The organism is Idiomarina sp. D18 (assembly GCF_057748155.1).
Genome location: NZ_CM173240.1, coordinates 37,407 through 63,592, shown reverse-complemented (window position 1 = coordinate 63,592; position 26,186 = coordinate 37,407). Strand labels below are relative to the sequence as shown.

24 protein-coding genes are annotated in these 26,186 nt (G+C 47.1%); 18 read left to right on the top strand and 6 right to left on the bottom strand.

Features of this window, described 5'->3' with window-relative positions:
- Positions 1–24: 24 nt before the first annotated feature.
- Positions 25–1,170, bottom strand: coding sequence for a methionine adenosyltransferase (gene metK, locus AC3AP5_RS00290; protein WP_487326874.1), 1,146 nt, complete (start codon positions 1,168–1,170; stop codon positions 25–27).
- Between the two features lie 128 nt (positions 1,171–1,298).
- Here metK and AC3AP5_RS00285 point away from each other — a divergent pair, with 128 nt between their 5' ends.
- The 6 genes from AC3AP5_RS00285 to AC3AP5_RS00260 all read left to right on the top strand — a co-directional run bounded on the left by AC3AP5_RS00285 (position 1,299) and on the right by AC3AP5_RS00260 (position 5,379).
- The gene (locus AC3AP5_RS00285) at positions 1,299–2,048 is read left to right on the top strand and encodes a 16S rRNA (uracil(1498)-N(3))-methyltransferase (RefSeq protein WP_487326873.1); all 750 of its coding nucleotides are present in this window, start codon (positions 1,299–1,301) and stop codon (positions 2,046–2,048) included.
- 11 nt (positions 2,049–2,059) lie between these two features.
- The gene (gene gshB, locus AC3AP5_RS00280) at positions 2,060–3,010 is read left to right on the top strand and encodes a glutathione synthase (RefSeq protein ID WP_487326872.1); all 951 of its coding nucleotides are present in this window, start codon (positions 2,060–2,062) and stop codon (positions 3,008–3,010) included.
- 51 nt (positions 3,011–3,061) lie between these two features.
- Complete coding sequence (locus AC3AP5_RS00275; RefSeq protein ID WP_006954257.1) at positions 3,062–3,619, top strand: YqgE/AlgH family protein; 558 nt, start codon at positions 3,062–3,064, stop codon at positions 3,617–3,619.
- The gene (gene ruvX, locus AC3AP5_RS00270) at positions 3,616–4,023 is read left to right on the top strand and encodes a Holliday junction resolvase RuvX (protein WP_487326871.1); all 408 of its coding nucleotides are present in this window, start codon (positions 3,616–3,618) and stop codon (positions 4,021–4,023) included. Before AC3AP5_RS00275 ends, ruvX begins: the two co-directional genes overlap by 4 nt.
- A 67-nt stretch (positions 4,024–4,090) precedes the next feature.
- Positions 4,091–4,381, top strand: a complete 291-nt coding sequence (locus AC3AP5_RS00265; protein WP_006954259.1) for a hypothetical protein — start codon at positions 4,091–4,093, stop codon at positions 4,379–4,381.
- Positions 4,381–5,379 carry a hypothetical protein gene (locus tag AC3AP5_RS00260; RefSeq protein WP_487326870.1) on the top strand — a complete coding sequence of 333 codons (999 nt, stop codon included), beginning with the start codon at positions 4,381–4,383 and terminating at the stop codon, positions 5,377–5,379. Before AC3AP5_RS00265 ends, AC3AP5_RS00260 begins: the two co-directional genes overlap by 1 nt.
- Position 5,380: 1 nt before the next feature.
- On the opposite strand, the gene AC3AP5_RS00255 is transcribed toward AC3AP5_RS00260, so the two are convergent.
- A complete protein-coding gene (locus AC3AP5_RS00255) occupies positions 5,381–6,784 on the bottom strand; it encodes a PhoH family protein (RefSeq protein WP_006954261.1) in 1,404 nt (467 codons plus the stop codon).
- Positions 6,785–6,919: 135 nt separating this feature from the next.
- Between AC3AP5_RS00255 and rapA the strand changes: the two genes are divergently transcribed.
- Genes rapA through AC3AP5_RS00240 form a run of 3 tightly spaced genes read left to right on the top strand, consistent with a single transcriptional unit; the run spans position 6,920 to position 11,066 of the window.
- The gene (rapA, locus tag AC3AP5_RS00250) at positions 6,920–9,574 is read left to right on the top strand and encodes an RNA polymerase-associated protein RapA (RefSeq protein WP_487326869.1); all 2,655 of its coding nucleotides are present in this window, start codon (positions 6,920–6,922) and stop codon (positions 9,572–9,574) included.
- Positions 9,574–10,230: a pseudouridine synthase gene (locus AC3AP5_RS00245; RefSeq protein ID WP_006954263.1), complete on the top strand. Its 657-nt coding sequence runs from the start codon at positions 9,574–9,576 to the stop codon at positions 10,228–10,230. The genes rapA and AC3AP5_RS00245 overlap by 1 nt, the downstream gene beginning before the upstream one ends.
- 41 nt (positions 10,231–10,271) lie before the next feature.
- Complete coding sequence (locus AC3AP5_RS00240; protein ID WP_006954264.1) at positions 10,272–11,066, top strand: DUF3530 family protein; 795 nt, start codon at positions 10,272–10,274, stop codon at positions 11,064–11,066.
- 3 nt (positions 11,067–11,069) lie between these two features.
- Here AC3AP5_RS00240 and djlA read toward each other — a convergent pair whose 3' ends face one another.
- Genes djlA through AC3AP5_RS00225 form a run of 3 tightly spaced genes read right to left on the bottom strand, consistent with a single transcriptional unit; the run spans position 11,070 to position 13,575 of the window.
- Positions 11,070–11,903 carry a co-chaperone DjlA gene (gene djlA, locus AC3AP5_RS00235; RefSeq protein ID WP_272978656.1) on the bottom strand — a complete coding sequence of 278 codons (834 nt, stop codon included), beginning with the start codon at positions 11,901–11,903 and terminating at the stop codon, positions 11,070–11,072.
- Complete coding sequence (gene murU / locus AC3AP5_RS00230; RefSeq protein WP_272978655.1) at positions 11,903–12,580, bottom strand: N-acetylmuramate alpha-1-phosphate uridylyltransferase MurU; 678 nt, start codon at positions 12,578–12,580, stop codon at positions 11,903–11,905. Before murU ends, djlA begins: the two co-directional genes overlap by 1 nt.
- Positions 12,577–13,575 carry an aminoglycoside phosphotransferase family protein gene (locus AC3AP5_RS00225; RefSeq protein ID WP_006954269.1) on the bottom strand — a complete coding sequence of 333 codons (999 nt, stop codon included), beginning with the start codon at positions 13,573–13,575 and terminating at the stop codon, positions 12,577–12,579. The genes murU and AC3AP5_RS00225 overlap by 4 nt, the downstream gene beginning before the upstream one ends.
- A 138-nt stretch (positions 13,576–13,713) precedes the next feature.
- On the opposite strand from AC3AP5_RS00225, the gene AC3AP5_RS00220 reads away from it, so the two are divergent.
- From AC3AP5_RS00220 to AC3AP5_RS00190, 7 genes are read left to right on the top strand one after another with little or no spacing between them, the layout of a single operon-like run.
- A complete protein-coding gene (locus AC3AP5_RS00220) occupies positions 13,714–16,008 on the top strand; it encodes an LPS-assembly protein LptD (protein ID WP_287830864.1) in 2,295 nt (764 codons plus the stop codon).
- Positions 16,009–16,019: 11 nt separating this feature from the next.
- Entirely contained in the window at positions 16,020–17,318 is a 1,299-nt protein-coding gene (gene surA / locus AC3AP5_RS00215; protein ID WP_272978651.1) for a peptidylprolyl isomerase SurA, read from the top strand.
- A gap of 1 nt (position 17,319) precedes the next feature.
- On the top strand, positions 17,320–18,306 hold the full coding sequence (gene pdxA / locus AC3AP5_RS00210) for a 4-hydroxythreonine-4-phosphate dehydrogenase PdxA (RefSeq protein ID WP_272978650.1): 987 nt from the start codon (positions 17,320–17,322) through the stop codon (positions 18,304–18,306).
- Positions 18,303–19,112: a 16S rRNA (adenine(1518)-N(6)/adenine(1519)-N(6))-dimethyltransferase RsmA gene (gene rsmA / locus AC3AP5_RS00205; RefSeq protein WP_487326868.1), complete on the top strand. Its 810-nt coding sequence runs from the start codon at positions 18,303–18,305 to the stop codon at positions 19,110–19,112. Before pdxA ends, rsmA begins: the two co-directional genes overlap by 4 nt.
- On the top strand, positions 19,109–19,486 hold the full coding sequence (gene apaG, locus AC3AP5_RS00200; RefSeq protein ID WP_006954280.1) for a Co2+/Mg2+ efflux protein ApaG: 378 nt from the start codon (positions 19,109–19,111) through the stop codon (positions 19,484–19,486). The genes rsmA and apaG overlap by 4 nt, the downstream gene beginning before the upstream one ends.
- A 4-nt stretch (positions 19,487–19,490) precedes the next feature.
- Positions 19,491–20,303: a symmetrical bis(5'-nucleosyl)-tetraphosphatase gene (locus AC3AP5_RS00195; protein WP_272978646.1), complete on the top strand. Its 813-nt coding sequence runs from the start codon at positions 19,491–19,493 to the stop codon at positions 20,301–20,303.
- Between the two features lie 25 nt (positions 20,304–20,328).
- On the top strand, positions 20,329–22,329 hold the full coding sequence (locus AC3AP5_RS00190) for a methyl-accepting chemotaxis protein (RefSeq protein ID WP_272978644.1): 2,001 nt from the start codon (positions 20,329–20,331) through the stop codon (positions 22,327–22,329).
- Between the two features lie 64 nt (positions 22,330–22,393).
- Here the strand turns inward: AC3AP5_RS00190 and tyrS are convergent, their stop codons facing one another.
- Positions 22,394–23,596, bottom strand: a complete 1,203-nt coding sequence (tyrS, locus tag AC3AP5_RS00185; protein WP_286681559.1) for a tyrosine--tRNA ligase — start codon at positions 23,594–23,596, stop codon at positions 22,394–22,396.
- Positions 23,597–23,759: 163 nt separating this feature from the next.
- Here tyrS and AC3AP5_RS00180 point away from each other — a divergent pair, with 163 nt between their 5' ends.
- Positions 23,760–25,076: a peptidoglycan DD-metalloendopeptidase family protein gene (locus tag AC3AP5_RS00180; protein WP_006954288.1), complete on the top strand. Its 1,317-nt coding sequence runs from the start codon at positions 23,760–23,762 to the stop codon at positions 25,074–25,076.
- Positions 25,076–26,185, top strand: coding sequence for an anhydro-N-acetylmuramic acid kinase (locus AC3AP5_RS00175; RefSeq protein ID WP_286681558.1), 1,110 nt, complete (start codon positions 25,076–25,078; stop codon positions 26,183–26,185). The genes AC3AP5_RS00180 and AC3AP5_RS00175 overlap by 1 nt, the downstream gene beginning before the upstream one ends.
- Position 26,186 lies beyond the last annotated feature (1 nt).

Sequence of the window (26,186 nt, the reverse complement as noted above, 5' to 3'; positions counted from 1 at the left end):
GGCGAAAAATTCAACACCCGTAAATTAGATATCCTGCTTTAATGCATCGGCTTTATCAGTTTTTTCCCATGGAAATTCCTCTCGCCCAAAGTGCCCGTAGGTCGACGTAGCACGATAAATAGGCCGTTCCAGATCAAGCATCTGAATTAAACCGTAAGGACGCAAGTCAAAATGACGGCGTACTAGCGCTATCAATTTCTCTTCACTGTGTTGCGAAGTACCAAAGGTATCAATACTGATTGATGTTGGCTCAGCAACGCCAATTGCATATGACACCTGAATTTCGCAGCGTTCCGCCAGGCCTGCGGCAACGAGGTTTTTCGCCACGTAACGTGCCGCGTATGCGGCGCTGCGGTCAACCTTCGATGGATCTTTGCCCGAGAACGCGCCGCCACCGTGACGCGCCATGCCACCGTAGGTATCCACAATAATTTTGCGCCCCGTCAAACCGCAGTCACCCATCGGGCCGCCAATCACGAATCGACCGGTTGGGTTAATGTGGAACTTAGTATCACGGCTAACCCATTGTTCGGGTAGCACTGGCTTAATGATCTCTTCCATCACGGCTTCACGCAATGTGGCTTGGTCGATATCTTCACGGTGTTGGGTCGAAAGCACTACCGTATCAATTGCCACCGGTTTACCATTCTCGTAAAGAAACGTCAGCTGGCTTTTGGCATCAGGACGTAACCAATCGAGCGTGCCATTTTTACGCATCTCTGACTGACGCTGAACAATGCGGTGCGCATAGGTAATGGGGGCTGGCATTAATACCGAGGTTTCATTAGATGCATAGCCAAACATCAAACCCTGGTCACCCGCGCCTTGCGCTTCAGGCGATTCACGATCTACGCCTTGATTAATATCTTGGCTCTGCTTACCAATCGCGTTTAGTACCGCGCAAGAGTTGGCATCAAAACCCATGTCCGAATGTGTGTAACCGACATCACGGATGGCTTGACGGGTTAAATCTTCAATATCGACCCAAGCTGAAGTGGATATTTCCCCGCCCACTAATACCATGCCAGTTTTGACATAGGTTTCACACGCCACACGGGCGCGGATATCTTTTGCTAAAATTGCATCCAGTACGGCATCAGAAATCTGGTCCGCAATTTTATCAGGATGGCCCTCTGAAACCGATTCAGAAGTAAATAGGTGACGTGACATATGCCTACCATTCCTTTATTTTGATTAAAATAACTAGTACTGACGGCGTAATTTAACCGATCAATAAAAAAATTTCTACTTCTAGACGTCCAAAAGTCTGTTCATAGATAAGGATTCAATTAAGTCGTATGAGAGTTCCACGCATTTTTCATCCCGAGCCACTCATGGTCAACAGCACCGTATCGCTCAGTGATGACGCCTTTCAACACACCATCAAAGTGCTTCGCATGCAAGAAGGTCAGGCGCTTGAGTTGTTTTGTAACGATGAGTTTAATTACCCAGCAGTACTCACTTCAGTCGCCAAGAAAAGCGCGCAAGTTGAAATTATTGGTGCCCAACTCAACAACACCGAGTCTCCTCTATTCGTTCACCTAGGTCAGGTCGTTTCGCGCGGAGACAGGATGGATTTCGCCCTACAGAAATCAGTGGAACTCGGTGTTAATGCCATCACTCCGCTGTTCAGCGAGCGCTGCGGTGTAAAATTAAACGGTGATCGACTTGAGAAGAAACAACAACAATGGCAGAAAATTGTCATTTCTGCTTGTGAGCAATCCGGTCGCAGTCATGTCCCTACCGTGCTTCCCGCGGTGTCAGTGGATGACTTTGTAAAGACACCTTTTGACGGTTTACGCTTAACTCTCGATCCCTATGCGCAGGTACCTCTCAATCAGATTCAAGGCGCTCGCACAGCCCAACGCATCCAATTGATAATTGGTCCTGAAGGAGGCTTCACTGATATTGAGGTAGAGCACGCGCGTAACAACAGCTTTAAACCGATTCGTTTAGGACCACGTATTCTGCGAACAGAAACCGCTGCGATGACTGCTTTAGCAGCCATACAGTATGAATTTGGTGATCTCAACGCCAGCAACGAATAAGGAAGATACCCATGAAGTTAGCCATGATTATGGATCCCATTGCGCAGGTAAAAACGGAAAAAGATACCAGTTTCCGACTGTTGCTCGAAGCACAGGCGCGCGGTTACCAAAGTTATTATATTGAAATGGCCGACCTGCTCATTGACTCAGGTCGACCTTACGCTATGGCACGCAAAGTCACCGTCAAAGATCAAAAAACGGACTTTTATCAGTTGGGCGATGTCGAGAAGCTGCCATTAGGTGAGTTCAATGTCATCATGATGCGCAAAGATCCGCCCTTCGATAGCCAGTTTCTTTATGCGACTCATATTTTTGATTTAGCTGAGGCGGAAGGTGCGCTTGTCGTTAATAATCCGCAAAGCCTGCGAGATTGTAATGAAAAGCTTTATACCAGCTGGTTTCCTGAGTTTATCACCGACAGCCTAGTATCAGCCAATGCTGAGCAGCTTAAGGCGTTTCACAAAAAGCACGGTACCGTCATTCTTAAGCCGCTCGACGGAATGGGTGGCGCGTCGATATTTAAAGTTAACGAAGACGGTGCGAATTTAGGTGTCATCATCGAAACACTGACCGAAAAAGGTCAACGTTATGCTATGGCACAAAAATATCTGCCAGAGATCAAGGACGGCGATAAGCGTATACTGATTATTAATGGCGAACCGGTACCTTACGCATTGGCACGAATTCCGTCTGCAGGAGAAACTCGAGGTAACTTAGCGGCCGGTGGCAGCGGACGACCGCAACCTTTGAGCGAGAGTGACGAACGCATCGCGCGTGCCATCGGCCCCACACTTAAACAAAAAGGTTTATACCTCGTTGGTCTCGATGTCATTGGCGAACGTATTACAGAAATCAATGTGACCAGTCCAACATGCATGCGAGAAATCGAAAACGCCTACGACATCAATATCGCGGCGCAACTCTTCGCAGCTATCGAGCAGGATCTAAAGCAACGCCGTTGAAATTACTGAATAAGCCCCGATATAAGTCGTATCGTGAGTGAGGAGTGCTTTATGGAAAGCTTACAAAACCATTTTTTAATTGCAACACCGAGCATGAATGACCCGCTGTTTCGTCGCAGTGTGACTTATATCTGCGAACACAACGAAGACGGTGCGATGGGGCTGATCATTAATCAACCTGCAGAGCTAACGGTTAACTCGTTGCTCGACAAACTTGAAATTGTTTATCCAGATAGCGCAGATAGCCTTAAAGGTCCAGTCTATCAGGGCGGACCTGTGGGCCAGGAGCGAGGGTTCGTGATTCACCCGCCACAACAAAACTGGCGTAGTAGTCTCAAGTTGAGTGATGAGATTATGGTCACCACTTCGCGTGACATTTTAGAGGCATTGGGTTCCTCCGCGGCGCCGTTACAATTTCTGCTAACGCTTGGATATGCGGGTTGGGAAGCTGGCCAGCTGGAGCAAGAGCTGGCTGAAAATTCGTGGTTAGCCATCCCTGCGGATCCTGAGATATTGTTTAATACACCGACTAATCAACGTTGGGAAAAAGCCACCGAGCAACTCGGTTTTGATATTTGGAAGCTCGGACCCGATGTAGGTCACGCATGACAGTTGTCGGGTTTGATTTTGGCACCAAAAGTATTGGCGTTGCAGTGGGTCAGTCGATAACGGGCACCGCCTCTATTTTAAAAGCACTCAAAGCTCAGGACGGTATTCCAAACTGGAGTGCTGTCGAACAACTGCTCAAAGAGTGGCAGCCTGAACGTGTCGTCGTTGGCCTACCACTTAATATGGATGGCACGGAGCAACCGCTCACGCAACGCGCGAAAAAGTTTGGCAATCGTATTCACGGTCGTTTTAATGTCCCCGTTGTCTTTCAAGACGAACGTTTAACGTCCACCGCCGCTCGAGAATCGCTGTTTGAACGCGATGGCTATCGCGGCTTGGAAAAAGGCAAAGTCGACAGTGCCGCAGCATTGCTCATTGTTGAGGATTATCTTCGTGCATTGTAGTCATGTTGCCAAATCAGGATAATTCGTTATAGTGATGATTAAAAAGTAGAATGCTTGGGAGAAGGCTGTGCTAGGCAACGAAGAACCATTTTCTGTCACAGGTAACACCATTTTATTGCGCAACGAAAATAAAAAGTTGCTACTGGTAACTGGTGACCGTTATAAAAACATTTTAGTTTCGCGCACAGGCGTGGAGATGAGCGACTGGAACGCTGAACGCCGTCCTGGCGTGCGCGTCGTTTCACTTCATGAACTATTCAAACGCGACAAAACGTATTTCTTTATTAGAGCGGGCGGCGTTGAGTATCAAGTCGACTTAAAGTTTGAAGAAAGTCCAATTACCGAAATGAAGTTCTAATGAAAAAGCTATCTGATGAGAGAACATACCTGTCCGCTTGGGGTGCAGTCATTGTTCTCTCAACAGTTCTGCTTGTTAGCAGTGTCCCCAAAGTTTTTGCTCAACAAACAGCTTTCGAGAAAACATCCCGTGACGGCGATATTTTATTTTCCTACCAATGGAATCTTCCCAACGGAAAGCTCACACAGCTTAGTTTCAGTGTTAATCAACGCGACTTCTTAAAGCCGTTTGCAACATTTCGGAGTTACGACCGAAAGCGCGCACTTCGTGAGCTTAATTATCAAGTTAATCAGTATATACAGCGCCAACGTTGGTATGGTGTTGAAGCGACGCTGTCCCCCCGACAAGAGAAATTAACCTTATCAATACGCAAAGCACGAACGGAACCGTTACAACAACGTTACCAACAGCAACTGAGAAAGGTACAACAATTTTTTAATCAGCAATGGCAAGACTATTTATCGGCAAATTACTATCGCAAATTGTCGCTTCCATTGGGGGAAACGGGCATCGTTCCAGATGCAGTTACTATTGCCGAGAAAACTCAATCACTTCTCAGAACGCTGGTTGTCGCTATCGGGAACGAACTTAAAGATAACAGTCGACGCAGCTACACCAACTACGTTGGCCATTTTGTTCAGTCGATTCCTTATGACAGTCTCAGTAGCAAGCTATCAAGTCGTGGAGATGGCTTCACGCCACCTAATTACCTTCTTCTCAACAATCGAGGTGACTGTGACAGTAAAGTCAGCCTCACGCTAGCCTTACTAAAAGAGATTATTCCTGAAGCAAGAATGATCATTGTTTATTTCCCAAAACATGCGATTTTTGGCATTCAAATGGCAAAGCAAGCAAACGATATAACCTTGATGCACAACGGAACTGAATTCGTTCTCATGGATGTCGCAGGGCCCGCCGTTTTACCAGCGGGCCAACTCTCCAGTGATGTGCAGTTTCTTGTCAACACTGGGCAGTATACGGTTATCAAAGGCAACTAAGCTATAGATGCTCCTCTGCATACTCTGCCAGACTACTTCTTACCACACCGTTTAGATTAATGGTCGCACTGCCTGGATAATCTTTAAAACGCTCTACGATAAAGGTGAGTCCTGAGGTGACAGCAGTTAAGTAATAACTATCAATCTGCGCCAAGTTGCCCGACACGACCAGTTTCGTATTCTCACCACAACGGGTAATTATTGTTTTTAGCTGTGATGCGGTTAAGTTTTGTGCTTCATCAAGTATAACCACCGCATTTTGAATACTGCGACCACGCATGAAGTTTAATGACTTGAACTGGATATTCGCTTTCGTCATGATGTAATTGAGACTCGAGTCCATGCTCTCATCATTCTTATGCAATACTTCAAGAGAATCCGTTATAGCTGATAACCAAGGCGCCATTTTCTCCTCTTCTGTCCCCGGTAAAAAGCCAATAGACTCAGCGATCTCTGGCGTGTTTCGGGTAACAATAATTTTCTCGTAGATCCCCTTTTCGACCACCATTTCTAATGCCGCAGCAAGCGCTAATAGCGTCTTACCACTACCCGCCGGCCCCGTCAGAATGACCATGTCCAAGCTTGTGTCAAGCAGTGCGTGCATCGCCATCGCTTGATATATATTCTTAGGGTGAATCCCCCACGCGCTGTAACCCATTAAGCGCTCATGTCCCAAATCCATCAGCGTTACAGAGGTATCGTCAAAAGTGTCCACCCGAGCTGCGAAATGTTCTGTTTCATCGATAAAATATTCGTTATAGAAAATTTGCGGCATGTGTTCGCGCGAAACCGTGTGATAGGCATCTCGCCCCTCTTGCAACGTACTGACATCACCCACTTGTTGCCAAAAGTCCCCTTCAAACTGATAGAAACCTTTCGTCAATAAACGAATATCATCAATTAATTGGTCTGTGCGATAATCCTCAACATGTTTTACGCCCGCACCTTTGGCTTTTAGGCGCATATTGATATCTTTTGTGACCAAAGTGACCGTGCTACCCGCAAACTTAATTTGCAGTTCTAACGCCACTTGAATAATACGATGGTCATTTTCATTGAGCGCCAAAGCAGACGCACTTTGCTTCAACTCGTAGTCAGGGAAAATAGCTAACGTGCCGCTCGCTTGGTGGTCGCCACTTAACTGCGTCAAAGGGACACCTTTAACTATCTGCTCAGGTGTTGCATCCTTTAACACCTCCTCCAATGAACGAATCGCAACACGCGCATCTCGGCTCACGTCCTTATTGCGATCCTTAATATTATCTAACTCTTCTAACACGACCATAGGAATAACGACGTTATGCTCATCGAAGCTGAGAAAAGCGAGAGGATCATGCAATAGAATATTGGTATCTAAAACGAAGTACTTAGTAGCTTGGGAGGTTTGACTAACATTTGCGGTCATAGCGTACACCTTTTGTTATCGTTTGATTAAAGCTTAGACCAAAATTCGTGACACAGGGATGACAGTCGCATTGTTTTTTTCTAATCTCCCCATTACTATTGCCGACCTTTAAAGTTAGCGCATAGGAAGGACGAAGTGAGCGAGTTTAGTTTAGGGCAACGTTGGTTAAGCGAAACTGAAACAGATTTAGGCCTTGGCGTAGTCACTGCCGTGGATGGACGCCAGGTATCGGTGATGTTCCCTAGCACAGGGGAAACACGAATGTACGCTAAATCCGACGCACCTCTCGCTCGATTTGTGCTGAATGAAGGACAAGAAGCAACACATGCTGATCAATGGCGTTTTATCGTCACCGAAGCAAAAGAGCATCAAGGGTTAGCCATCTATTTCGGTGAACGCGAAGACTCAGGCGAAGAGGTGATGGTGCCAGAGTCCCAGTTAGCTCATCAAATTGATACCAATCCAGCATTAACGCGCTTTATTGCAGGGCAAGCCGATCGCCACGATCTGTATCTTCTGCGCATGCAAGGTCAACAACAATTAGCGCGCTGGCAACAAAGCCCTGTCGCGGGTCTCCTAGGCGCACGTGTGAATCTGTTAGCGCACCAGTGTTACGTCGCATCAACCGTGGCGAACCGCTACCACCCTCGAGTTATGCTCGCTGACGAGGTCGGCTTAGGAAAAACCATCGAAGCGGGCATGATTATCAAGCGCCAGCATGTCACGGGGCGTAGCCAACGTATACTAATTGCCGTACCCGATAGCCTCCGTCACCAATGGCTTGTTGAGATGAAGCGCCGATTTGCGCTTGATTTCAGTGTGTTTGATGAAGCCAGAATCCGAGAAGCGCAACTCGATAGTGATAATCCATTTTCTACTGAACAATTAGTGATTATCAACAACAAAATCCTACACGATGAACAGTGGCATGACGCACTCATGGGTGCCGAATTTGACATGTTGGTGGTCGACGAAGCCCATCACCTTAATGACAGTACACCGGGCTATGAACACTTTACTCAGCTAGCGAAAGCCATCCCAGGCTTATTGTTATTAACCGCAACACCTGAGCAAGAAGGTAACGAGGGACACTTTAAGCGTTTGCAGTTACTTGACCCAGACCGCTTTAACGATTTTAGCGCGTTTGAGGAGGAGCAAACTCATTATCGCGAACTGGCAGATAAAGCGACGGAGCTTAAAGGAGAGGAACTCGACGAACTCCTTGATGAACACGGCACAGGCCGGGTTATGTTTAGAAACCGCCGTCAAAATGTCGGTGGATTCCCAGCGCGTCAATTTCACCCGGTTAAACTACCTGAGCCCGAGGATGACATGCGTGAACCTTGGTGGCTGGGCGACCCCCGTGTGACTTGGCTTATTGACCATATAAAAGGTAACCGGGATGACAAAACGTTGCTTATTTGCCACAGCGCGAAAACGGTAAATGAGCTCGCCGAAGCATTGCGTGTGCTTGAAGGGATAAACGCTGCCGTTTTCCACGAAGGGATGTCATTACTTGAACGCGACCGCGCTGCCGAGTTCTTTGCCGACGATGATAATGGCAGCCCGATTTTATTGTGCTCAGAGATAGGTAGCGAGGGGCGGAACTTTCAGTTTGTGCATCAACTCGTATTATTCGACTTACCTGAAAACCCAGACTTACTTGAGCAACGGATAGGACGACTTGACCGTATCGGGCAAACCCATGATATCGCAATCTACCTGCCCTACACCGAAGATTCCGACGAGGGCATTTTACTGCCTTGGTATCACACGATGAATGCATTCGAACAATGTAACCCCGTCGGACGCCGCATGTATGACGACTTTTCTCAGCAGATTAAAAAGGCTTTGCTAAGCTGCCAGCCGCTTCCGAAAGAAGTGCTGCAGCAGAGCGCAGAGTTACATCAGCAACTCATGGCCGAGGTTGAAGCGGGTCGCGATAAACTACAAGAGTTAAATGCATGCCGTCCAGAACAGGCTAAGTCGGTAATCTTGGCTATAGAAGAAAGCAGCGACGTATCAACTCTGGATGAGTTTATGACCACATTCTGGGAGCGCTTTGGTATCGATATCGAAGAACTCGACGAAAACCGAGTGTTCGTTAAACCGAGCGAGCATATGCGCGTCGAGGCTATTCCAGGCCTGCAAGAAGAAGGGATGACGATCACCTTTGACCGCACCACGGCACTTAATTACGAGGATATCGAATTCTTAAGTTGGGACCACCCTCACGTGCAAGAGGCCTTGGATATAGTGACCCAGCAAGACTTCGGTAGCGTCTGCGTTACTAAACTAAATAACAAAGCGCTGCCTGAGGGCGCTTGGTTCATGGAGGTTGACTTTAGTGCACAGATTAACGCCCCCCAAAGCGCGGTAGCTCAGGAGTTCTTCCCGCTTCAGAACCATCGTATATTGCTTGATAGTCAAGGGCGGGAACTGACGAGCAAAGTGCCACGCGATGCATTAACCAAGCAAGCCGACTTTATGGATAAAAAAACCTCACGGCAAATTTTAAAGCAGTTGCGTGATATCACTAAGTCGCACTTAGAAGTAGCGCGTAGCTCCGCTGAAGCTTGGTTAGAGCAACAAAGCGCTGCTATCGGTTCGCGTATCAGTGAAAACTTAGGAAAGGAACTTGAACGTCTGACCAAACTAAAGCAGCGCAATCCTTCCGTACGCGAATCTGAAATTGAAGCTATCAAAATGCGCCAGCAAACCTTATTAGAATCGCTAAAGCAACCGCAGCTTTCGTTGTTTGCCGTGCGTATTTTGGTCAATCATCACTAATGGCACTGCTTCACTATCAACCACCAACCAACCCTTATCTCAAGATAATACATCGAGATAATGCGTTGGTTGTGGTCGATAAGCCCGCAGGACTGCTTAGCGTACCAGGGAAATTACTCGAACATCGAGATTCCGTTTACACTCGCCTCGCTCGCATATTTCCTGATATCAAGTTAGTACACCGGCTAGATATGGCCACATCGGGTGTGATGGTGTTTGCGCTTGGTAAAGCCGCGCAAAGCCACCTAAGTAGACAGTTTCAACAACGAACTCCAAAGAAAACCTACTTGGCAAAAGTGTGGGGAGCATTGCCCGCTGACAATGGCTGTATCGATTTACCACTTAGCTGCGACTGGCCTAATCGACCGAAGCAACAAGTCGACTTTTTCAATGGCAAGCCCAGTCAAACCTTTTACCGAGTGCTAAAACGTCAAGCTCAGGGATGCACTGTCAAACTATCACCCTACACAGGTCGTTCACATCAGCTACGGGTGCACATGTTGGCATTAAACTGTCCTATTTTAGGTGATAAGTTTTATGCACACTCAGCCGCTTTTGAGGCGGCTGAACGACTGCTCCTACATGCATTTGAACTGCGTATTACACACCCTCAGACCGAGCAAACGCTAACCTTCACCAGCCCCTGCCCGTTTTAGCTAAAGTTTAAAGAATTTCAGTCTTATGACGATAACAAAGCATGAATATTATGCGCGTTGCCATCCTGTTGTTTGTCATCTGCTGGTCTGTTATTTCACACGGACAGGATGATCGTGCTCGTTTCGTCCCCCCTGACGAGATAGTCTGGCTCAAAGACGCGACAGAGAAAGACGTACAGTATTTAGCACTGCAACTTGAGCCATTAAGAAGCTTCGAACGAGGGCAATTTGTTGCCTTGCCGGACTGGGGTCTACACCCCTTGCAATCTTCGCTCATTAAATCCAGTTATCATGAAGCGTCGAAGATGGGTTGGCGTAGTTGGGGATTGACACCACCGAGTATGCTTATCCAACCCACCTCGTTAGCGCATCACACCCCTGACTCTGAGTTTACTCAACCCGATGATAACGCACTGGAGCCTTATAGAGCCGCGTTATTTAAGCGCCTTGAAGCACTGAATGAAAAAGTGAGTCAACACCCCGGTTTCGTTGTGTGGCTTGTTGAGGGAATCAGTGGTGCGCTCTGGATTGATTGGATCAATAAAAATCCTTCAGCCGCGCCCGATGCGGTCATCTTGTTGGATGTGTATCTGCCGCAGCCAGCACTTAATCGAGTCCTAGGCACCAAAATCGCTAAGCTCACCTTCCCGGTACTCGATATTAAATCAGCTTCAGCCAACCGATGGGTCGCTAAGCAATGGTCTATGCATGAAACACTTAGCCAAAAATATCAACAATTAAGCTATCGACCGCGTAGCTTATTGACCCGTCCCCCAGAAGCCGCCAACGAACTAAAGAGTGTCATTCAAGGTTGGTTTAAATTCCATGGCTTTTAATAGCTACCGTATGTCACGGTGTTTTTTGATTGCTTCATAGGCTGATTGGATATCCTGGGCGCGTTTTTGTGCTTCTTTCATCACATGCTCCGGCAACCCTTTTGACGCAAGCTTGTCAGGATGATGGCGCGCCATCAGCTTGCGATACGCTTTTTTAATCTCCGCATCTGACTGTTCTGGCTTCACTCCTAATACTTCATATGCATCTTGAAGTTCATTACGCGACGGCTTAGCCTGTTGGCTCCCCGCGTTTCCTTGCGAACGGTGTTGATGAAACCTAAATGCGGCTTTCTGCATCGCAAGCCACTGATCAATCTGAAACCGCCTGAAACCTAGCGCTTTACCAACATTAACAAGGACTTCATGCTCACCTCGATCAAGTACACCGTCATTAAGAGCCAAAGCCATCAACTGTTCCATAAAGATCTGAAATACCTCACGGTTGCCATAAAATGACTCCCTAAACCGCTTCATCGTATCTTCCAGTGGAAAAGTCGCCTGCTTCCCTTCTCGAAACGCCTCTTGCGCCTCTCCTCTCGCTTCAGAATCGAGTCGGAATCGGTCCATCAGTTCCGATGCTTGTGCAATATCTCGCTCGGTCACGCGTCCTTTTGCTTTAGCAAGATGTCCCATCACTGCAAACAGGGTATATAAAAATAATGCATCTTTATCGGCATCACGTTTGCCACTCATAAATTGCCCAAAACCACCACGGCTGGCAAAGTCCTGAGCCATTCCTCGATCAAACCAGTGTCCAATTAATACGCCGATGATAGCTCCAGGCAATCGCAAAAACAGATAGCCCGCTAGCGCACCAATCACCTTTCCCCAAATCATTATGTTTCCTCTACTTCTTGATTTAACTGACTCAAACGCGTTGGCGTTCCCACATCCGTCCAGGCACCTTTTAGTAGACTCCCCGCCACTTTTCTCTGATTAATGGCATCGAGCAGCAAGGGCTTCAATGGCCTATACCCATCGCCGTAACCGGCAAAAAATGCGGGGTCATATAAGCCAATGCCGGCGAACGTAAATCCAGTCTGCTCGGGAGACTGGGCTATTACCCGGCCATCTTGCAAGGCAAAGTCGCCACTTAGATTATGTTCAGGGTTATCGACGAGTAATAGGTGAGCCAAGTCGTTCGTCTCAAGTTGAGTTGGCAAGTCTGTTAAGTCGGATGAGATAAAAATATCGCCATTAATGACCCAAAAAGGCGCTGTTCCCAGCATCGGTAGAGCATTAATGATGCCGCCCGCTGTTTCTAACCCACCGTCAGGTTCGGGAGAATAAATAATCTTCACGCCCCAACGTGAGCCATCGCCAAGCTGAGACTCAATTTGCCCCCCTAACCAAGCATGATTAATCACAATTTGCGAGACCCCGGCCCCCACCAACTTCTCAATGATGTACTCGATCAAAGGTTTGCCCGCAACGGTTAAAAGTGGTTTTGGGGTCAAGTTAGTCAGAGGTTGCATACGCTTTCCGCGACCTGCGGCCAGTATCATCGCTCTCATGAGTTTTCCCATTTGGGTATAATACGTTGGGTCAGCCATTGGTGGTAGTTACTTAATTCCGGATAACGTGCACTGACTTTACTCAGATAGCCTAATGTACGAGGCACGTCTTTCAAGTAACCGGTTTTATCATCACGGTGCGCTAGTCGGGCAAAAATGCCTGCGGCTTTCGTATGCCGCTGAAGTCCCATCCAGTCGAACCAGCGTTGCCACTGTTCTGGCTCAATATCTGCACTTAGTAGCCCATCCTCCTGCAGTTGGCTCCGTAACCGTTGAGATAGCTCATCGACTAACTCATCAGGCCACTCAATGTAACAATCTCTCAGTAGCGAGACCGCGTCATAGGTAATCGGCCCGATAACCGCATCTTGAAAGTCGATAACACCAAGCCCTTTAGGCGTCACCATCAAGTTGCGGGAGTGATAATCTCGGTGCACACCAACCTGTGGCTGAGCAAATGCATTACTCACTATCAGCTCGCAGAATTCAGACCATAGTTCGTCGTCGCGATCATCCCAGTCAAGATCGAGGTGCTGCATCAACAACCAATCTTTAAACAATGCCAGTTCGCGATCTAACAATGCTCGGTCAAAGCGGGGTAAATCGCCTTCCGCTGTTGCCGTCACACCCATAACTCGTGGCAAAATCGAGAGCGCTTGATCATAGTATTGGCGTGCGTTTTGCGCTTGGAGTTTCGACAATAGTACCGTGTGGCCCAAGTCTGTCTGCAACATGTATCCCTGCTTCAAATCAACGTTCAATACCAGCGGCACGGGAATGTTTGCCGCTTGATAAGCGTCCGCTACGAGAAGAAAAGGGCGCATATCTTCTTTATCTGGTGGGCAATCAACAGCAATTAAGCTACGTTGACCATCTGAAGCTCGAAAGTAGCGTCTAAAGCTCGCGTCCCCAGAAACCACTTCCAGTTGCGTTTGAGGATACCCCGTCTGCGCCTCACACCATGCTGCCAGACCAATCTCACGAGAATCTTCCAAAATGCCCCCTCTGTGTGCCATTATTTGGCAAATTTAATCTCTATTTATGCGTACTAAAATAGCAGAATACGCAGATTTGCTTTATTATACCAAGCTTGTCTCTAATCATTAATTAACAACTCAAAACGGATTAGTATCTTGCCATTGCGTTACAAAGTTGCCAAAGCGTCCGCTGTCTTATTTACCTTACTCAGCGCGTCAGTTTCTGCTCAGCAGGAGCTTACTAATGTGTGCTCAGCCCGCTATAATCAGTGGCGTTTCGAAGAACCCGACTTCGACGTTTCTGCACAACTCCCTGGTAGCATATTAGTCCACTCAGATAACTCCAATGTCAGCAACAATGGCGAAGCGTTATTCTCTGGTAACGTGAGTATCCGTCAGGATGGTCAATGGCTTCTCACTGAGTCTGCACGGATCAATCAAGAAAAACAAACCATCGATGCGAATCAAGGCGTTCTGTTTTCTGACGGTTATATTCAAGTCAAAGGTCAATCGTTTAATTATAATGGCGTTTCAGCAACCGCCGAATTACGCGATACTGAATATCGAATGAAAACCACACAAGCGCGTGGCGAAGCCCAGCTACTGCGTTTATCTGAGCAGCACGTCAATCTGTTTTCTTCAAGTTTCACGACCTGTCCAACGACGGATCCGGCTTGGAAACTGACTGCTGATCGAATCGAAATCAGTCAATCAGAAGACTTTGGTGAGGCATGGGGCGCTAAAGTTGAGTTGTTCGATATCCCAGTTATTTATTTACCGTATTTTACGTTTCCAGTTAACGATAGACGTAAAACAGGGTTTCTTTATCCGACCATTGATACTTCATCTGTCAGTGGCCTTGAGGTAGAAGTCCCTTATTACTTTAATATTGCGCCGAATATGGATGCAACGATTGCTCCCGTATACATTAGTAAGCGCGGGACAATGTTAAAATCAGAGTACCGCTTTCTCACCGATAGCTATGGTGGTCAAATCAATCTTGAGTACCTTCAAAGCGACTCACTTCGACTCGATAACGCCGATCGCTATTTATGGCATATTGATCAGCAAGCTCAACTCGGTGAGCACTGGCGCGCCTATGTGGATGCAACGCAAATCAGTGATGACAACTATCTCAATGATTTTGGTAGTGATTTTGCGGGGCGAGCAGACACCCACTTATACCGTGTGGCGCAAGTTGATTATTTAAAGGATAACTTTTTTGCACGCATCCGTGCTGAAGACTACGAACTACTGGGGCAATATCAAAGCCCGTTTAGAACATTGCCACAAATTTCAATGCGTTACGATGAAGGTGCATACACGGGCTTTAACTGGGCGATCGAAAGCGAACTCACCTACTTTCAAAGCCAAGACGATTCAAACGTATACGCGACACGCGCCCACCTTCAACCCAGCTTAAGTTACGCGCTCGAAGCGCCTGCTTACGATGGTGAAGCTGAAATCACTTATTTATATACGCACTATCGTCAACAAGGGACAAGCCCTGAGCTCGACGAGTCCGTGTCGCGCGCGTTGCCAAGAGCTCGCTTAAGAGGTCGCCTGCACCTAGAGCGCTTTTTTGACGGCGACGGCGTTGACGCATACCGCCAAACATTGGTACCACAACTTCAATACCTCTACGTCCCGTACAAAGACCAGTCTAATATCGGCATCTATGATACATCGCTGATGCAAGACGATTATTACGGCCTGTTCCGCGCCCAGCGCTATTCCGGTTTAGACCGCATTGCAGAAGCGAATCAAATAACCTATGGTGCCACAACAAGCATTTTTGATAAGCGCGAGCGTGAACTGTTGCGCTTTGCGTTTGGCCAAATTTATTATTTTGATAAAAGTCGGACCGAGCTATTGCAGCAAAATACATCGCGGACATCCAGCAATACAGAATGGGTTGCCGACTTAACATGGGCGATTACCCCTCATTGGAGTATCAAGAGCGCGTTACAATACGATACGGAACTAAATCAAACACGAAAGAGTCAGACCGCTTTAGAATATCGCTTTGACAATAAAAACTTGCTTCAAGTGAATCATCGTAAAGCAACCAATATTTTAAATAGCGATATTGAACAAGTCGGCGCGCAAGCGGTTTGGGAAATTAATAACCAATGGCAGGTCGCTGCTAACATTTACTATGATTTGGTAAATCGCCGCACCAATGATGCCATTCTTGGGGTGCAGTACAGCAGTTGTTGTTGGGCGCTACGTGTAAGTGCGTACCGTCGAATCAACCTGAATTTAGAGCCTGCTATGGCTGGAGCGGCAAACGCTGGTATGATGCAAAGCACGTTTGCGGCACCCGAATTTGACAACGGTGTTAGCTTACAGTTTATCATCAGCGGCCTTTCAAGCGACGGAAGCAGTCTGATCGAAATGTTAGAGAAAAGCATTTACGGCTACAGACGACCTTTTTACTTAAGTAACTAGTGGTACAAATAATGAAACAGTTAGTTAAATTCAGCACATCAGTCAGTATCGCGTTGATGATGTGCATAACCGCAACGGTGGCGCATGCACAACAAGTGCTGGACCGCGTGGCAGTTATTGTCGACGATGGCGTTATTTTAGAAAGCCAAATTGAGCAGCTTATAAAACAAGTAAAACAATCCGAAAACTTCTCATCGGCTAATGCACCATCAGACAAGGTGCTACGCACGCAAGCGACCGAACGCTTGATCCAGCAGGAGCTTCAGCTGCAGATGGCGGAACGCATGGGTATTGAGGTATCGGAAGCTCAGCTTGACCAAGCCATCTCGAGGATAGCGCAGGATCGCGGCATGAGTGTCGACGAGCTGCGCGAGAATACAATTAACTCTGGGCAAAGCTGGCCGGCATTTCGCGAGCAGATTAAAACTGAGATAATCACGAGCCAAGTTGAGCGAGCCGCTGTTCAGAGACGTGTTTCTGTCACGCCACAAGAAGTAGAGAATTTAGTCAACTTGATTGAGCAAAATGACGCTTCACCTACAGAGTACCGTTTACGCCAAATTTTGATTGGTGTTGACTCTGACGCACCGAATGAAAAGCAGGAAGCGGCCAAACGTCGAGCGCAAGCCGTCATCGATCGCCTCGAGGAAGGTGAAGACTTTTCGCAACTTGCTATTCGTTCATCGTCAGGCTCAAATGCGCTAGACGGCGGTGATCTTGGCTGGATGACTGAGAATTCCATGCCGACATTGTTCGCAGAGGTCGTAAAAGGTAAATCAAAAGGTGAAATTATTGGCCCTATCCGCAGCGGCGTGGGCTTTCATATTTTACAAGTCGCAGATAAGCGAGGCGAGCAAGTCGTCGAAGTACAGGAAGTCAAAGCGCGACATATTCTTATTAAGCAATCAGTGATTTTATCGGATAACAAAGCCAAAGAAATGCTTGCGCAGTTTCGTGAGCAAATCTTAAGTGGTGAAAAAACATTTGCCGAACTGGCGAAAGAGCACTCCGCTGATCCAGGGTCCGCATCACGCGGAGGGGACTTAGGTTGGTCACGTCCAGATCGGTATGCCGAAGAATTCAAACAACGCGTCAGTACGTTGGAAAAAGGTGTGATCAGCGAACCTTTCCGCACGCAATTTGGCTGGCATATTGTAGAGGTAACTGATCGCCGCACGCTCGATGCCACGCAGGAAAGTAAACGCGACAAGGCATACCAAATGCTATTCTCGCGCAAGTATCGAGAAGAAGTGGACACGTGGCGACAAGAAATGCGCGATCGTGCTTATGTTCGCGTCGTAGCCAAGTAAAATGCGACCATTACTCGCTTTTACCCCCGGCGAGCCCGCCGGGGTAGGTCCCGATTTAGCCGTTATGATGGCACAACAGCATTGGCAAGCAGATATTGTTGCCATTGCGGATGCAGGCTTACTCAAACAACGAGCCACGGAACTCAACCTGCCACTTGAACTCATTCCCTATGAGGGCGCCCGCCCTCAGTCGCCAATGCAACCAGGTCAGTTGCTTATAAAACACGTTCCCCTTGCTGAAACCGCAATTGCTGGAGCGCTGAACGTTGCTAACGGTCAATACGTTGTGGAGACCCTATCCATTGCCTCGGATGGTAATTTAAGCGGAGAGTTTGACGCTATCGTTACCGGGCCTGTACACAAAGGTATTATTAACGAAGCAGGTGTCGCTTTCTCTGGTCATACCGAGTTTTTTGCGAATAAAGCAGACTGTCCTGATGTTGTAATGATGCTGGCAACAGAAGGATTACGCGTTGCGTTAGTAACCACTCACATTCCGCTTGCTTACGTATCAAAAGCGATTACACCTGAACGTCTAGAAAAGATTATCACAATCTTGGACGCGGATTTGCGACAAAAATTTGGAGAGGAGCAACCCAACATATTAGTGTGCGGATTGAATCCGCATGCGGGCGAGGGAGGTCATCTCGGGCATGAGGAAGAAGCAATTATTGCGCCCGTAATAAGGTCATTACAAACTAGGGGAATGACGGTGTCTGGCCCTTACCCTGCTGATACAGTCTTTCAGCCCAAGTACTTGGAGTCGGCGTCAGCTGTCGTTGCGATGTACCACGATCAAGGTCTACCTGTGTTAAAATATAAAGGCTTTGGCAAAGCGGTGAATATTACACTCGGATTACCTTATATTCGAACATCAGTCGACCATGGTACGGCATTGGATATGGCAGGCAGTCCAGCGATTAACTCAGGTAGCTGTCAACTCGCCATAAAGACAGCAATTGATATGGTAAATAACTCAAAATTATGAGCAAAACTCACTTAGGTCACCGAGCGCGAAAGCGATTTGGTCAAAACTTTCTAAATGATGAACACATTATCGAATCAATTGTCGATGCGATTCACCCACAGCCGGGTGAAAATTTAGTTGAGATAGGACCAGGCCTAGCAGCATTAACCGAGCCAGTGGCAGAAAGGTGCCAGCAACTTCGCGTTGTAGAGTTAGACAGAGATCTCGCCGACCGTTTAGAGACCCATCCGTTTTTGAGTCAGCATTTGGACGTCATTCGTGGCGATGCCATGAAAATCGACTTTAAAGCGTTCGCCTCTCCTGAGCAAAAACTACGCGTGTTTGGTAATTTACCTTATAATATTTCGACACCTCTAATTTTTCATTTGTTAAAGTTCAGCGATTATGTCGAGGATATGCACTTCATGTTACAAAAAGAAGTGGTTGATCGATTAACAGCTGAGCCTGGCAGTAAAACATATGGTCGTATCAGCGTGAGTGTGCAACAACGCTGCGAGGTTCAAAAAGTATTGGATGTGCCACCTGAAGCATTTACTCCACCGCCTAAAGTTGAATCAGCTGTTGTGCGTTTGCGACCCTACGTGAAGAGCCCAACGCCTGTAAAGGATGTTGAACAATTGCAGTCGTTATGTTTGACAGCTTTTAATCAAAGACGTAAAACAATTAAAAACAACCTTAAAAAGCTCATTGATGATACGCAATTAGAGGCACTAGGCATTAACCCGAGTGCTCGCCCAGAAACACTCACAGTTGCTGACTATTGTAGAATATCGGATTGGCTGACGGATAATCAGAAGTCCTTATGACGGTAAAAACACAAGTCCATATCGAAGTTTCTACGCAATATATTGCGGCTCAATCTAACCCTAATCAGGGTCAATATGTGTTTTCGTATACCATAAAGATTAGTAATAACGCTGCCCAAGACGTGACACTTAAAAGTCGCGAGTGGCGTATTACTGATGCTGAAGGCAAAATCACCCGCGTCGCTGGCGAAGGGGTCATTGGCCAGCAGCCAACGATTGCGCCAGGAAAGTCATTTAGTTATACCAGCGGTACTGTTATTGCGACTCCAGTCGGCATGATGGAGGGTCATTACTTAATGTTTTCTGAGCAAGGTGAACAGTTTAAGGTGCCAATTCCCTCATTTCGTTTAGCCATTCCCAATATTATTCATTAGATCGATGGCGACATATATAGTTGGTGATATCCAAGGCTGTTATTCCGAACTTATGGAGCTACTGAATCAGGTAGGCTTTTCCCATAAATCGGACTCACTGTGGTGCGTTGGTGATATCGTTGCGCGAGGGCCTGACTCAAAAGCTGCGATAGATTTCTTCCTTAATAGCGGCTCTTCTGTACACACGGTACTTGGCAATCATGACCTGAATTTATTAGCTATCCTGTTGGGTGCGCGCGAAGTGAATCCAAAGGACAAATTAGAGGCTGTTATTTCATCGTCTAGACGACTTGATTATATCGACTGGATCCGTCAGCAACCATTACTACATCATTTCAAGCACCACAACACGTTGTTATGCCATGCTGGCGTCTATCCGCTTTGGTCAACTCAGCAGGCGGCTGAGCATGCAAACGAAGTTGAACAGTTACTAACCAGTGATGACATGCCGCGGTTCGTAAACCATATGTTTTCTAATCAACCTAGCAATTGGCGCTCAAGTCTTAGTGGATTTGACCGATACCGATTTATAATCAATGCGTTTACGCGCATGCGTTTTTGTAGCAAAACCGGTGAGCTGGACTTTCACCGAAAAAACCATCCACGAATAGACACGGACGCTCAGTGGAAACCCTGGTTTGAATTGTCCCATAGTAATGACCGCATTGTTTTCGGACACTGGGCGGCACTCATGGGAGAAACTCAAAATACGAAATATATTGGTTTAGACACAGGTTGTGTTTGGGGTCAACACATGACGCTTTTTCATTTAGAGGAAGCGAAATACTTTACACAGCCTGCTCTGTCCCAACTGTAGTTGTAGCGATGCTGAGGACTATCTTATGAAAATGACTGTTGCAATGCGAGTTATTGGTGGCTTCGCACTGATTACTTTGCTTTTGCTTGTGATCAGTTTGAGCTCACTGTTTAACATTAACAGTATAGGCTCATCGGTTGAACGTTTAAATGATAAGGCAGTTCCTGCCCTAGAAAGCGTAGCGGGTCTTAAAGTCGACGTATTGCAGCTCGGCGCTCTGCAAAGTGAAACGTATTACGATGAGTCATTAGATCAGCTCCAAAGCCACACTCAAAGCTTCTCCAGCACAAGACAACAGTTTTCGAATTCGCTTGATCAAACCATGAACTTAATTCGAGGCGAAGGTTATTCGAAGCTCGTTGAGCGACTAGAAACCGATGCCAATAAGTATGTCGACTCGATAGACAATCTATTCGCACAGCAACGCAAATATTTAGAGCTAGAGCAAACGGCAAAAGCTCAGTTAGACGACATCGCATTTAATATTGATGACGCATCAATCATGATGCTTGATACCTCAGACATGTCAGGTGTGCCTGAGGTTAAACAGCTAGCACGCTCCATAGAATCATCTTTATCGTCGTTAGTAACACTGATGTACGATTTAAGTAAAGCAGATGCAATTGATCGCGCAGAAGTAATTCAGAGCGAGATCGGAATCAATATCGATTCACTGCGCCCACGTTTAGACAGCTTGGAGTCTGCGGTAACGAGTGATAACGAAAAATTGGTCAATGACGGACTTACTCTTATTCGCGGTGCTCTGAGCAATTTGCAAGGCGCGGGGTCTTACCCAGATAACATTGTCGCGCGTTTGAAAACACGTGATGTCGAACAACAAACGTTAGCTCAATCGAAACAAGAATTGGATGGGTTGATTGAGTTAGCAAATGAACTACAAGCTGCTGTGCGTAGCATCGCTGACGAAACACGCACTAATGTTGAGTCATCCATCTCGACCTCAAGCTGGATAAATAGCATTTTAACTATTGTATCTATTGCGCTTGCCGTCGTGATATCGTGGGTAACCGTCCGAAGCATCAGCAACCCGCTCGGCAAAGTAAACCACATGCTCAATATTATGGCCGAGGGAAATCTTACTGAGCGTGTTGCATATGATTCGCAAGATGAGTTTGGTACGCTCGCTGAGAATACCAATAAGCTAACCGACAACCTGCGTAAACTGATCGAAGGTATTGCGAATCGAGCAACACAGTTGGCAACGGCAGCGGAAGAGTCCTCAAGCGTCTCGGATCAAACCACACACGCGATTGAAGAACAACGCAGTCAAATCGAGCAAGTTGCAACAGCAACTCAAGAAATGAATAGCACGGCGAGTGAAATGGCAAGTGGCGCCGACCAAGCGTTAGCTGAAATCCAACATTCCGACCAAGAAGCTAAACGAGTACGCGGTATTTCAGAACAGAACCGCGCTACAATTGAACAGCTCGCGAAAGAAATAGAAGGTGCCTCATCGGTCATCAATCAGCTTTCTGAAAACAGTAAAAATATCGGCGGTATTTTGGATGTGATCCGCGGTATTGCTGACCAAACCAACCTATTAGCGCTCAACGCGGCTATTGAAGCAGCGCGTGCGGGTGAGCAAGGACGCGGATTTGCAGTCGTTGCCGACGAGGTGCGCACGTTGGCGAGTCGAACTCAAGAGTCGACTGAAGAAATTCAAAGTATGATCGAATCTCTGCAAACCGACTCTCAACGTGCTGTCGAAGTGATGGAGCGCGGTCGGGCACAGGCGGAGCAAAGTGTACAGCAGACCGACGAGGCCGCTTCAGCACTCAATGCAATCACCGAGTCAGTGCATCAAGCGGCGGATAGCAGCACTCACATTGCCAGTGCAGCGCAAGAGCAAAGCCGTACGGCGCATGATATCAGTGAGCGTCTGGAAGCCATCGTATCCATTGCAGAACAAACCGCGTCGGGTTCGAAACAAACAGCGCAGGCATCCAATGAAGTTGCCAAGTTGGCAGATGAATTACAAGACTCAATTAAGAGCTTCACCGTTTAAATTAGGTGATTATCCAAAAAAGGCTTGCCCAGTGGGCAAGCCTTTTTTTTATCGCCATCGCGAATTAAACAAAGATAATTTTAGCAAATTTGCGCTTGCCGACTTGATATACGCCTGAATCTTCTTTTGTGCACATCAGTTTCGTGTCAGTGATTTTCTCACCATCCCGCTTGACGGCCGACTGTTTAATCATACGCATCGCATCAGACGTTGACGATACCAGCCCCGCCTCCTTCAAGGCGTTGCCAATGGCGATACCATCGTCTCCAACGGTGACCTCAACTTCTTTGATATCATCCGGTATCGCATTTTTCTGGAACCGCTGGATAAAGTCCTGCTCCGCCTTATCTGCTGCTTCTTCATCATGGAAGCGCGCAATGATTTCCTTAGCTAGAAGAACTTTGATATTACGCGGGTTTTCACCATTAGCGACTTGCTGTTTAAAGTCTTCGACTTGTTCCAACGGACGGAAGCTCAATAACTCAAAGTAACGCCACATCAGTTCATCTGATATCGACATGACCTTGCCGAACATCTCATTAGCGGGCTCAGTAATACCAATATAGTTATTCAATGACTTCGACATTTTCTGAACGCCGTCGAGCCCTTCGAGTAAAGGCATCATGATGACCGTTTGAGGGCGCTGTCCTTCTTCTTTCTGAAGCTCGCGTCCCATCAACAAGTTAAAACGCTGATCGGTACCCCCCATTTCAACATCGGCCTTAAGTTCGACAGAATCCCATCCTTGCACAAGAGGATACAAAAACTCATGGATCGCGATAGACTGATTGGCCTGATAGCGCTTCTTGAAATCATCTCGCTCTAACATACGGGCCACAGTCTGGCGCGCTGCTAGTTTGATCATGCCATCGGCGCCGAGATTATTCATCCACTCTGAATTAAAGCGAATTTCTGTTTTCGTCGGATCGAGAATTTTAAAAACTTGCTCTTTGTAAGTTTCCGCGTTTGCCAGAACATCCTCTCGCGTTAACGGTTTACGCGTAACGTTTTTGCCCGTCGGATCACCAATCATCCCGGTGAAGTCACCAATGAGGAAAACCACCTTATGGCCATAATCCTGAAATACACGCAGCTTATTAATTAAGACCGTGTGGCCTAAATGAAGATCCGGTGCGGTCGGATCAAAGCCTGCCTTGATAATCAGAGGTTTACCCTGCTCTAGCTTGTCAGCAAGTTCACTCTCGATAAGGACTTCATCGGCACCGCGTGTAATTTCTGCTATTGCTTCGGCCACCTGAGGGGTCATTGAGCCAATCTCCTACGTCGTGAATAAAGTGTAAAAGTGTTAGTTTACGCCATTTATAGCCCTGTTTTAACCTCTTTAATACTGGTATTCTTGAATTTTTCATATTATCCTCAAGAAAATCGCCTTGAGCGAAGTTTAAACAAATAACGAAGTGCGCAACCAAATGAATGTCCAAGCAGTACATAAAATCAAACAGTTTATCGTTGATTTACCTCGCTCCCATAGAGTGCTAATCAGCTCTGTGAGTGCGCTGTTATTCTTGTTGCTGTTCGTGCCAACCGAACAAGCAACTGCTTCTAAAAATAGCACAAAGCCAGAGCAGCTTTTGCCGGGTCAACGCTATCAGCTTGATCTCGTTTTTGAGCCCGAGCAACAAGTCGATAATCAACAGCCTGAACTTTTCTGGCAAACCTACGTGGTTAAAAGTGGCGATAGTTTAGCTAAGATATTTGATACGCTGGGCTTTTCCGCACAGCAACTTTATCGCGTAACGCATTCGGGTAGCGAGGCGAAAAAATTACGCAATATGCATCCCGGCGATGAGCTCCGCATTGCAACCGATAGCAACGACGAGCTCGTGCAACTGGTTCATCATATTAGCGGTTTGCAAACCTTAATTATCACACGCCAGAACGAAGACTTTGTATCTGAGATCGAAACGCGCGAAGTAGAGACGCGTACGGAGTTTGCTCATGCTGTCATCGATAGCAGCTTCTGGAGCGCTGCGATGAACGCGGGAATGACCGATAACCAGATCATGAGCGTCGCGAATATTTTTGGTTGGGATATCGACTTTGCACTCGATCTCCGTAAAGGAGATGAGTTCAGCGTATTATTCGAGCGCGAATTCGTCGACGGTGAGTTTGTTGGTTATGGCAAAATTCTAGCGGCCGAGTTTGTTAATCAGGGCGAAGTTTTTCAAGCTGTATTGAACGCGGAAAATGGTCGTTATTACACACCGGAAGGTCGTGCGATGCGCAAAACTTTCTTGCGTTCACCGGTCAACTTCACATACGTGAGCTCAAACTTTAATCCGCGTCGACTGCATCCCGTCACGGGTCGAGTACGTCCTCATAATGGGACCGACTATGTAGCGGCGGTTGGGACGCCGGTCATGTCCGCCGGTGACGGTCGCGTAATAAAGGCAAGCTATAACTCACTCAATGGTAACTATGTGTTTATTCAGCATGGTGAGCGTTACGTTACTAAGTATCTTCACTTGAGTCGTAAACATGTCAAAACGGGCGACCGCGTTTCACAGGGGCAGATTATAGGTCGAGTGGGTTCTACAGGTCGTGTGACGGGTGCTCATTTACATTATGAATTCTTAGTTAATGGCGTACACCGTAATCCACGTACCGTGGAGTTGCCAAAAGCTAAATCGCTTTCAGAGTCGGAGCTGCCAGCATTTAGAGCACACGCCCAACAACTCGTTGCGGTACTCAACGACAACAAGCGAATCTATCTGGCAATGCGCTGATGAGCTTGTATATTGGTTTGATGTCCGGCACCAGCATGGACGCTGTTGATGCAGTGCTATGTGACATCAAACCCGATAGAGTTCAATTTATTGATGCACACGCAGTTTCCATTCCAAACGAGCTAAAGCAACGGCTCGAAAACGCCTGTCGTCCTGATCTATCCGTTACCGATTATCAATACCTTGCTCGCGAATACGCAGCGTTATGTGCTGACGCTACGTTGCAACTGATCGAGAAGGCTAAAGTCGAAAAGCAAGCAATTTCAGCCGTTGCCAGCCATGGTCAAACGCTTTGGCATGCTCCTCCAAAGCACAGCGGACAGGTCGGCTATAGCATTCAGCTCAATGATGCCGATTGGTTATCAGTTCAAGTAGGCCTACCGGTTATTTTTGATTTTCGTGCCCGTGATCTCGCACTTGGTGGTCAAGGTGCACCGTTAGTACCGGCTTTTCATCAGTTTATTTTTACAAACACTCATCGAGCCCCTATTGCAATACTGAACCTTGGTGGTATTGCTAATATCAGCTATTTAGATACTCAAAAGGGCATCGCGCTTGGTTTTGATACGGGCCCAGCCAACACCCTGCTCGATCAGTGGATCGAACGTCACCAAGGGAAACGGTTTGATCAGCAAGGTCGATGGGCGCAACAAGGCACATTACAGGTCAAGCTGTTAGAAGCTCTACTCAATGATCCATTCTTTCAAAACTCTCCACCTAAGAGCAGTGGTCGGGAGCATTTCAATTTAGCTTGGTTGGAGCGCTTTATAGATGAGCCATATCGCCCACAAGATGTGCAACGCACGTTACTAGAATTAACCGCTAAAAGTGCTGTGGATAGCTTTCAATGGTTACCCGAGAGTCCTACTCAGCTCATTGTATGCGGTGGCGGTGCGTTTAATTCGTTTTTACTGGAGCGCATCGCTCAGTGCCTACCCGACAAGGTGACATTGGCAGACAGTGCCCAATACGGTGTCGCGCCTCAACACGTTGAGGCAATGGCATTTGCTTGGCTAGGATGGTGTTTTGACAATAACAAACCAGCCAACCTGCCCGCAGTGACGGGGGCCAGTCGGCTGGCTACTTTAGGTAAACGCGTTAACGCATAGT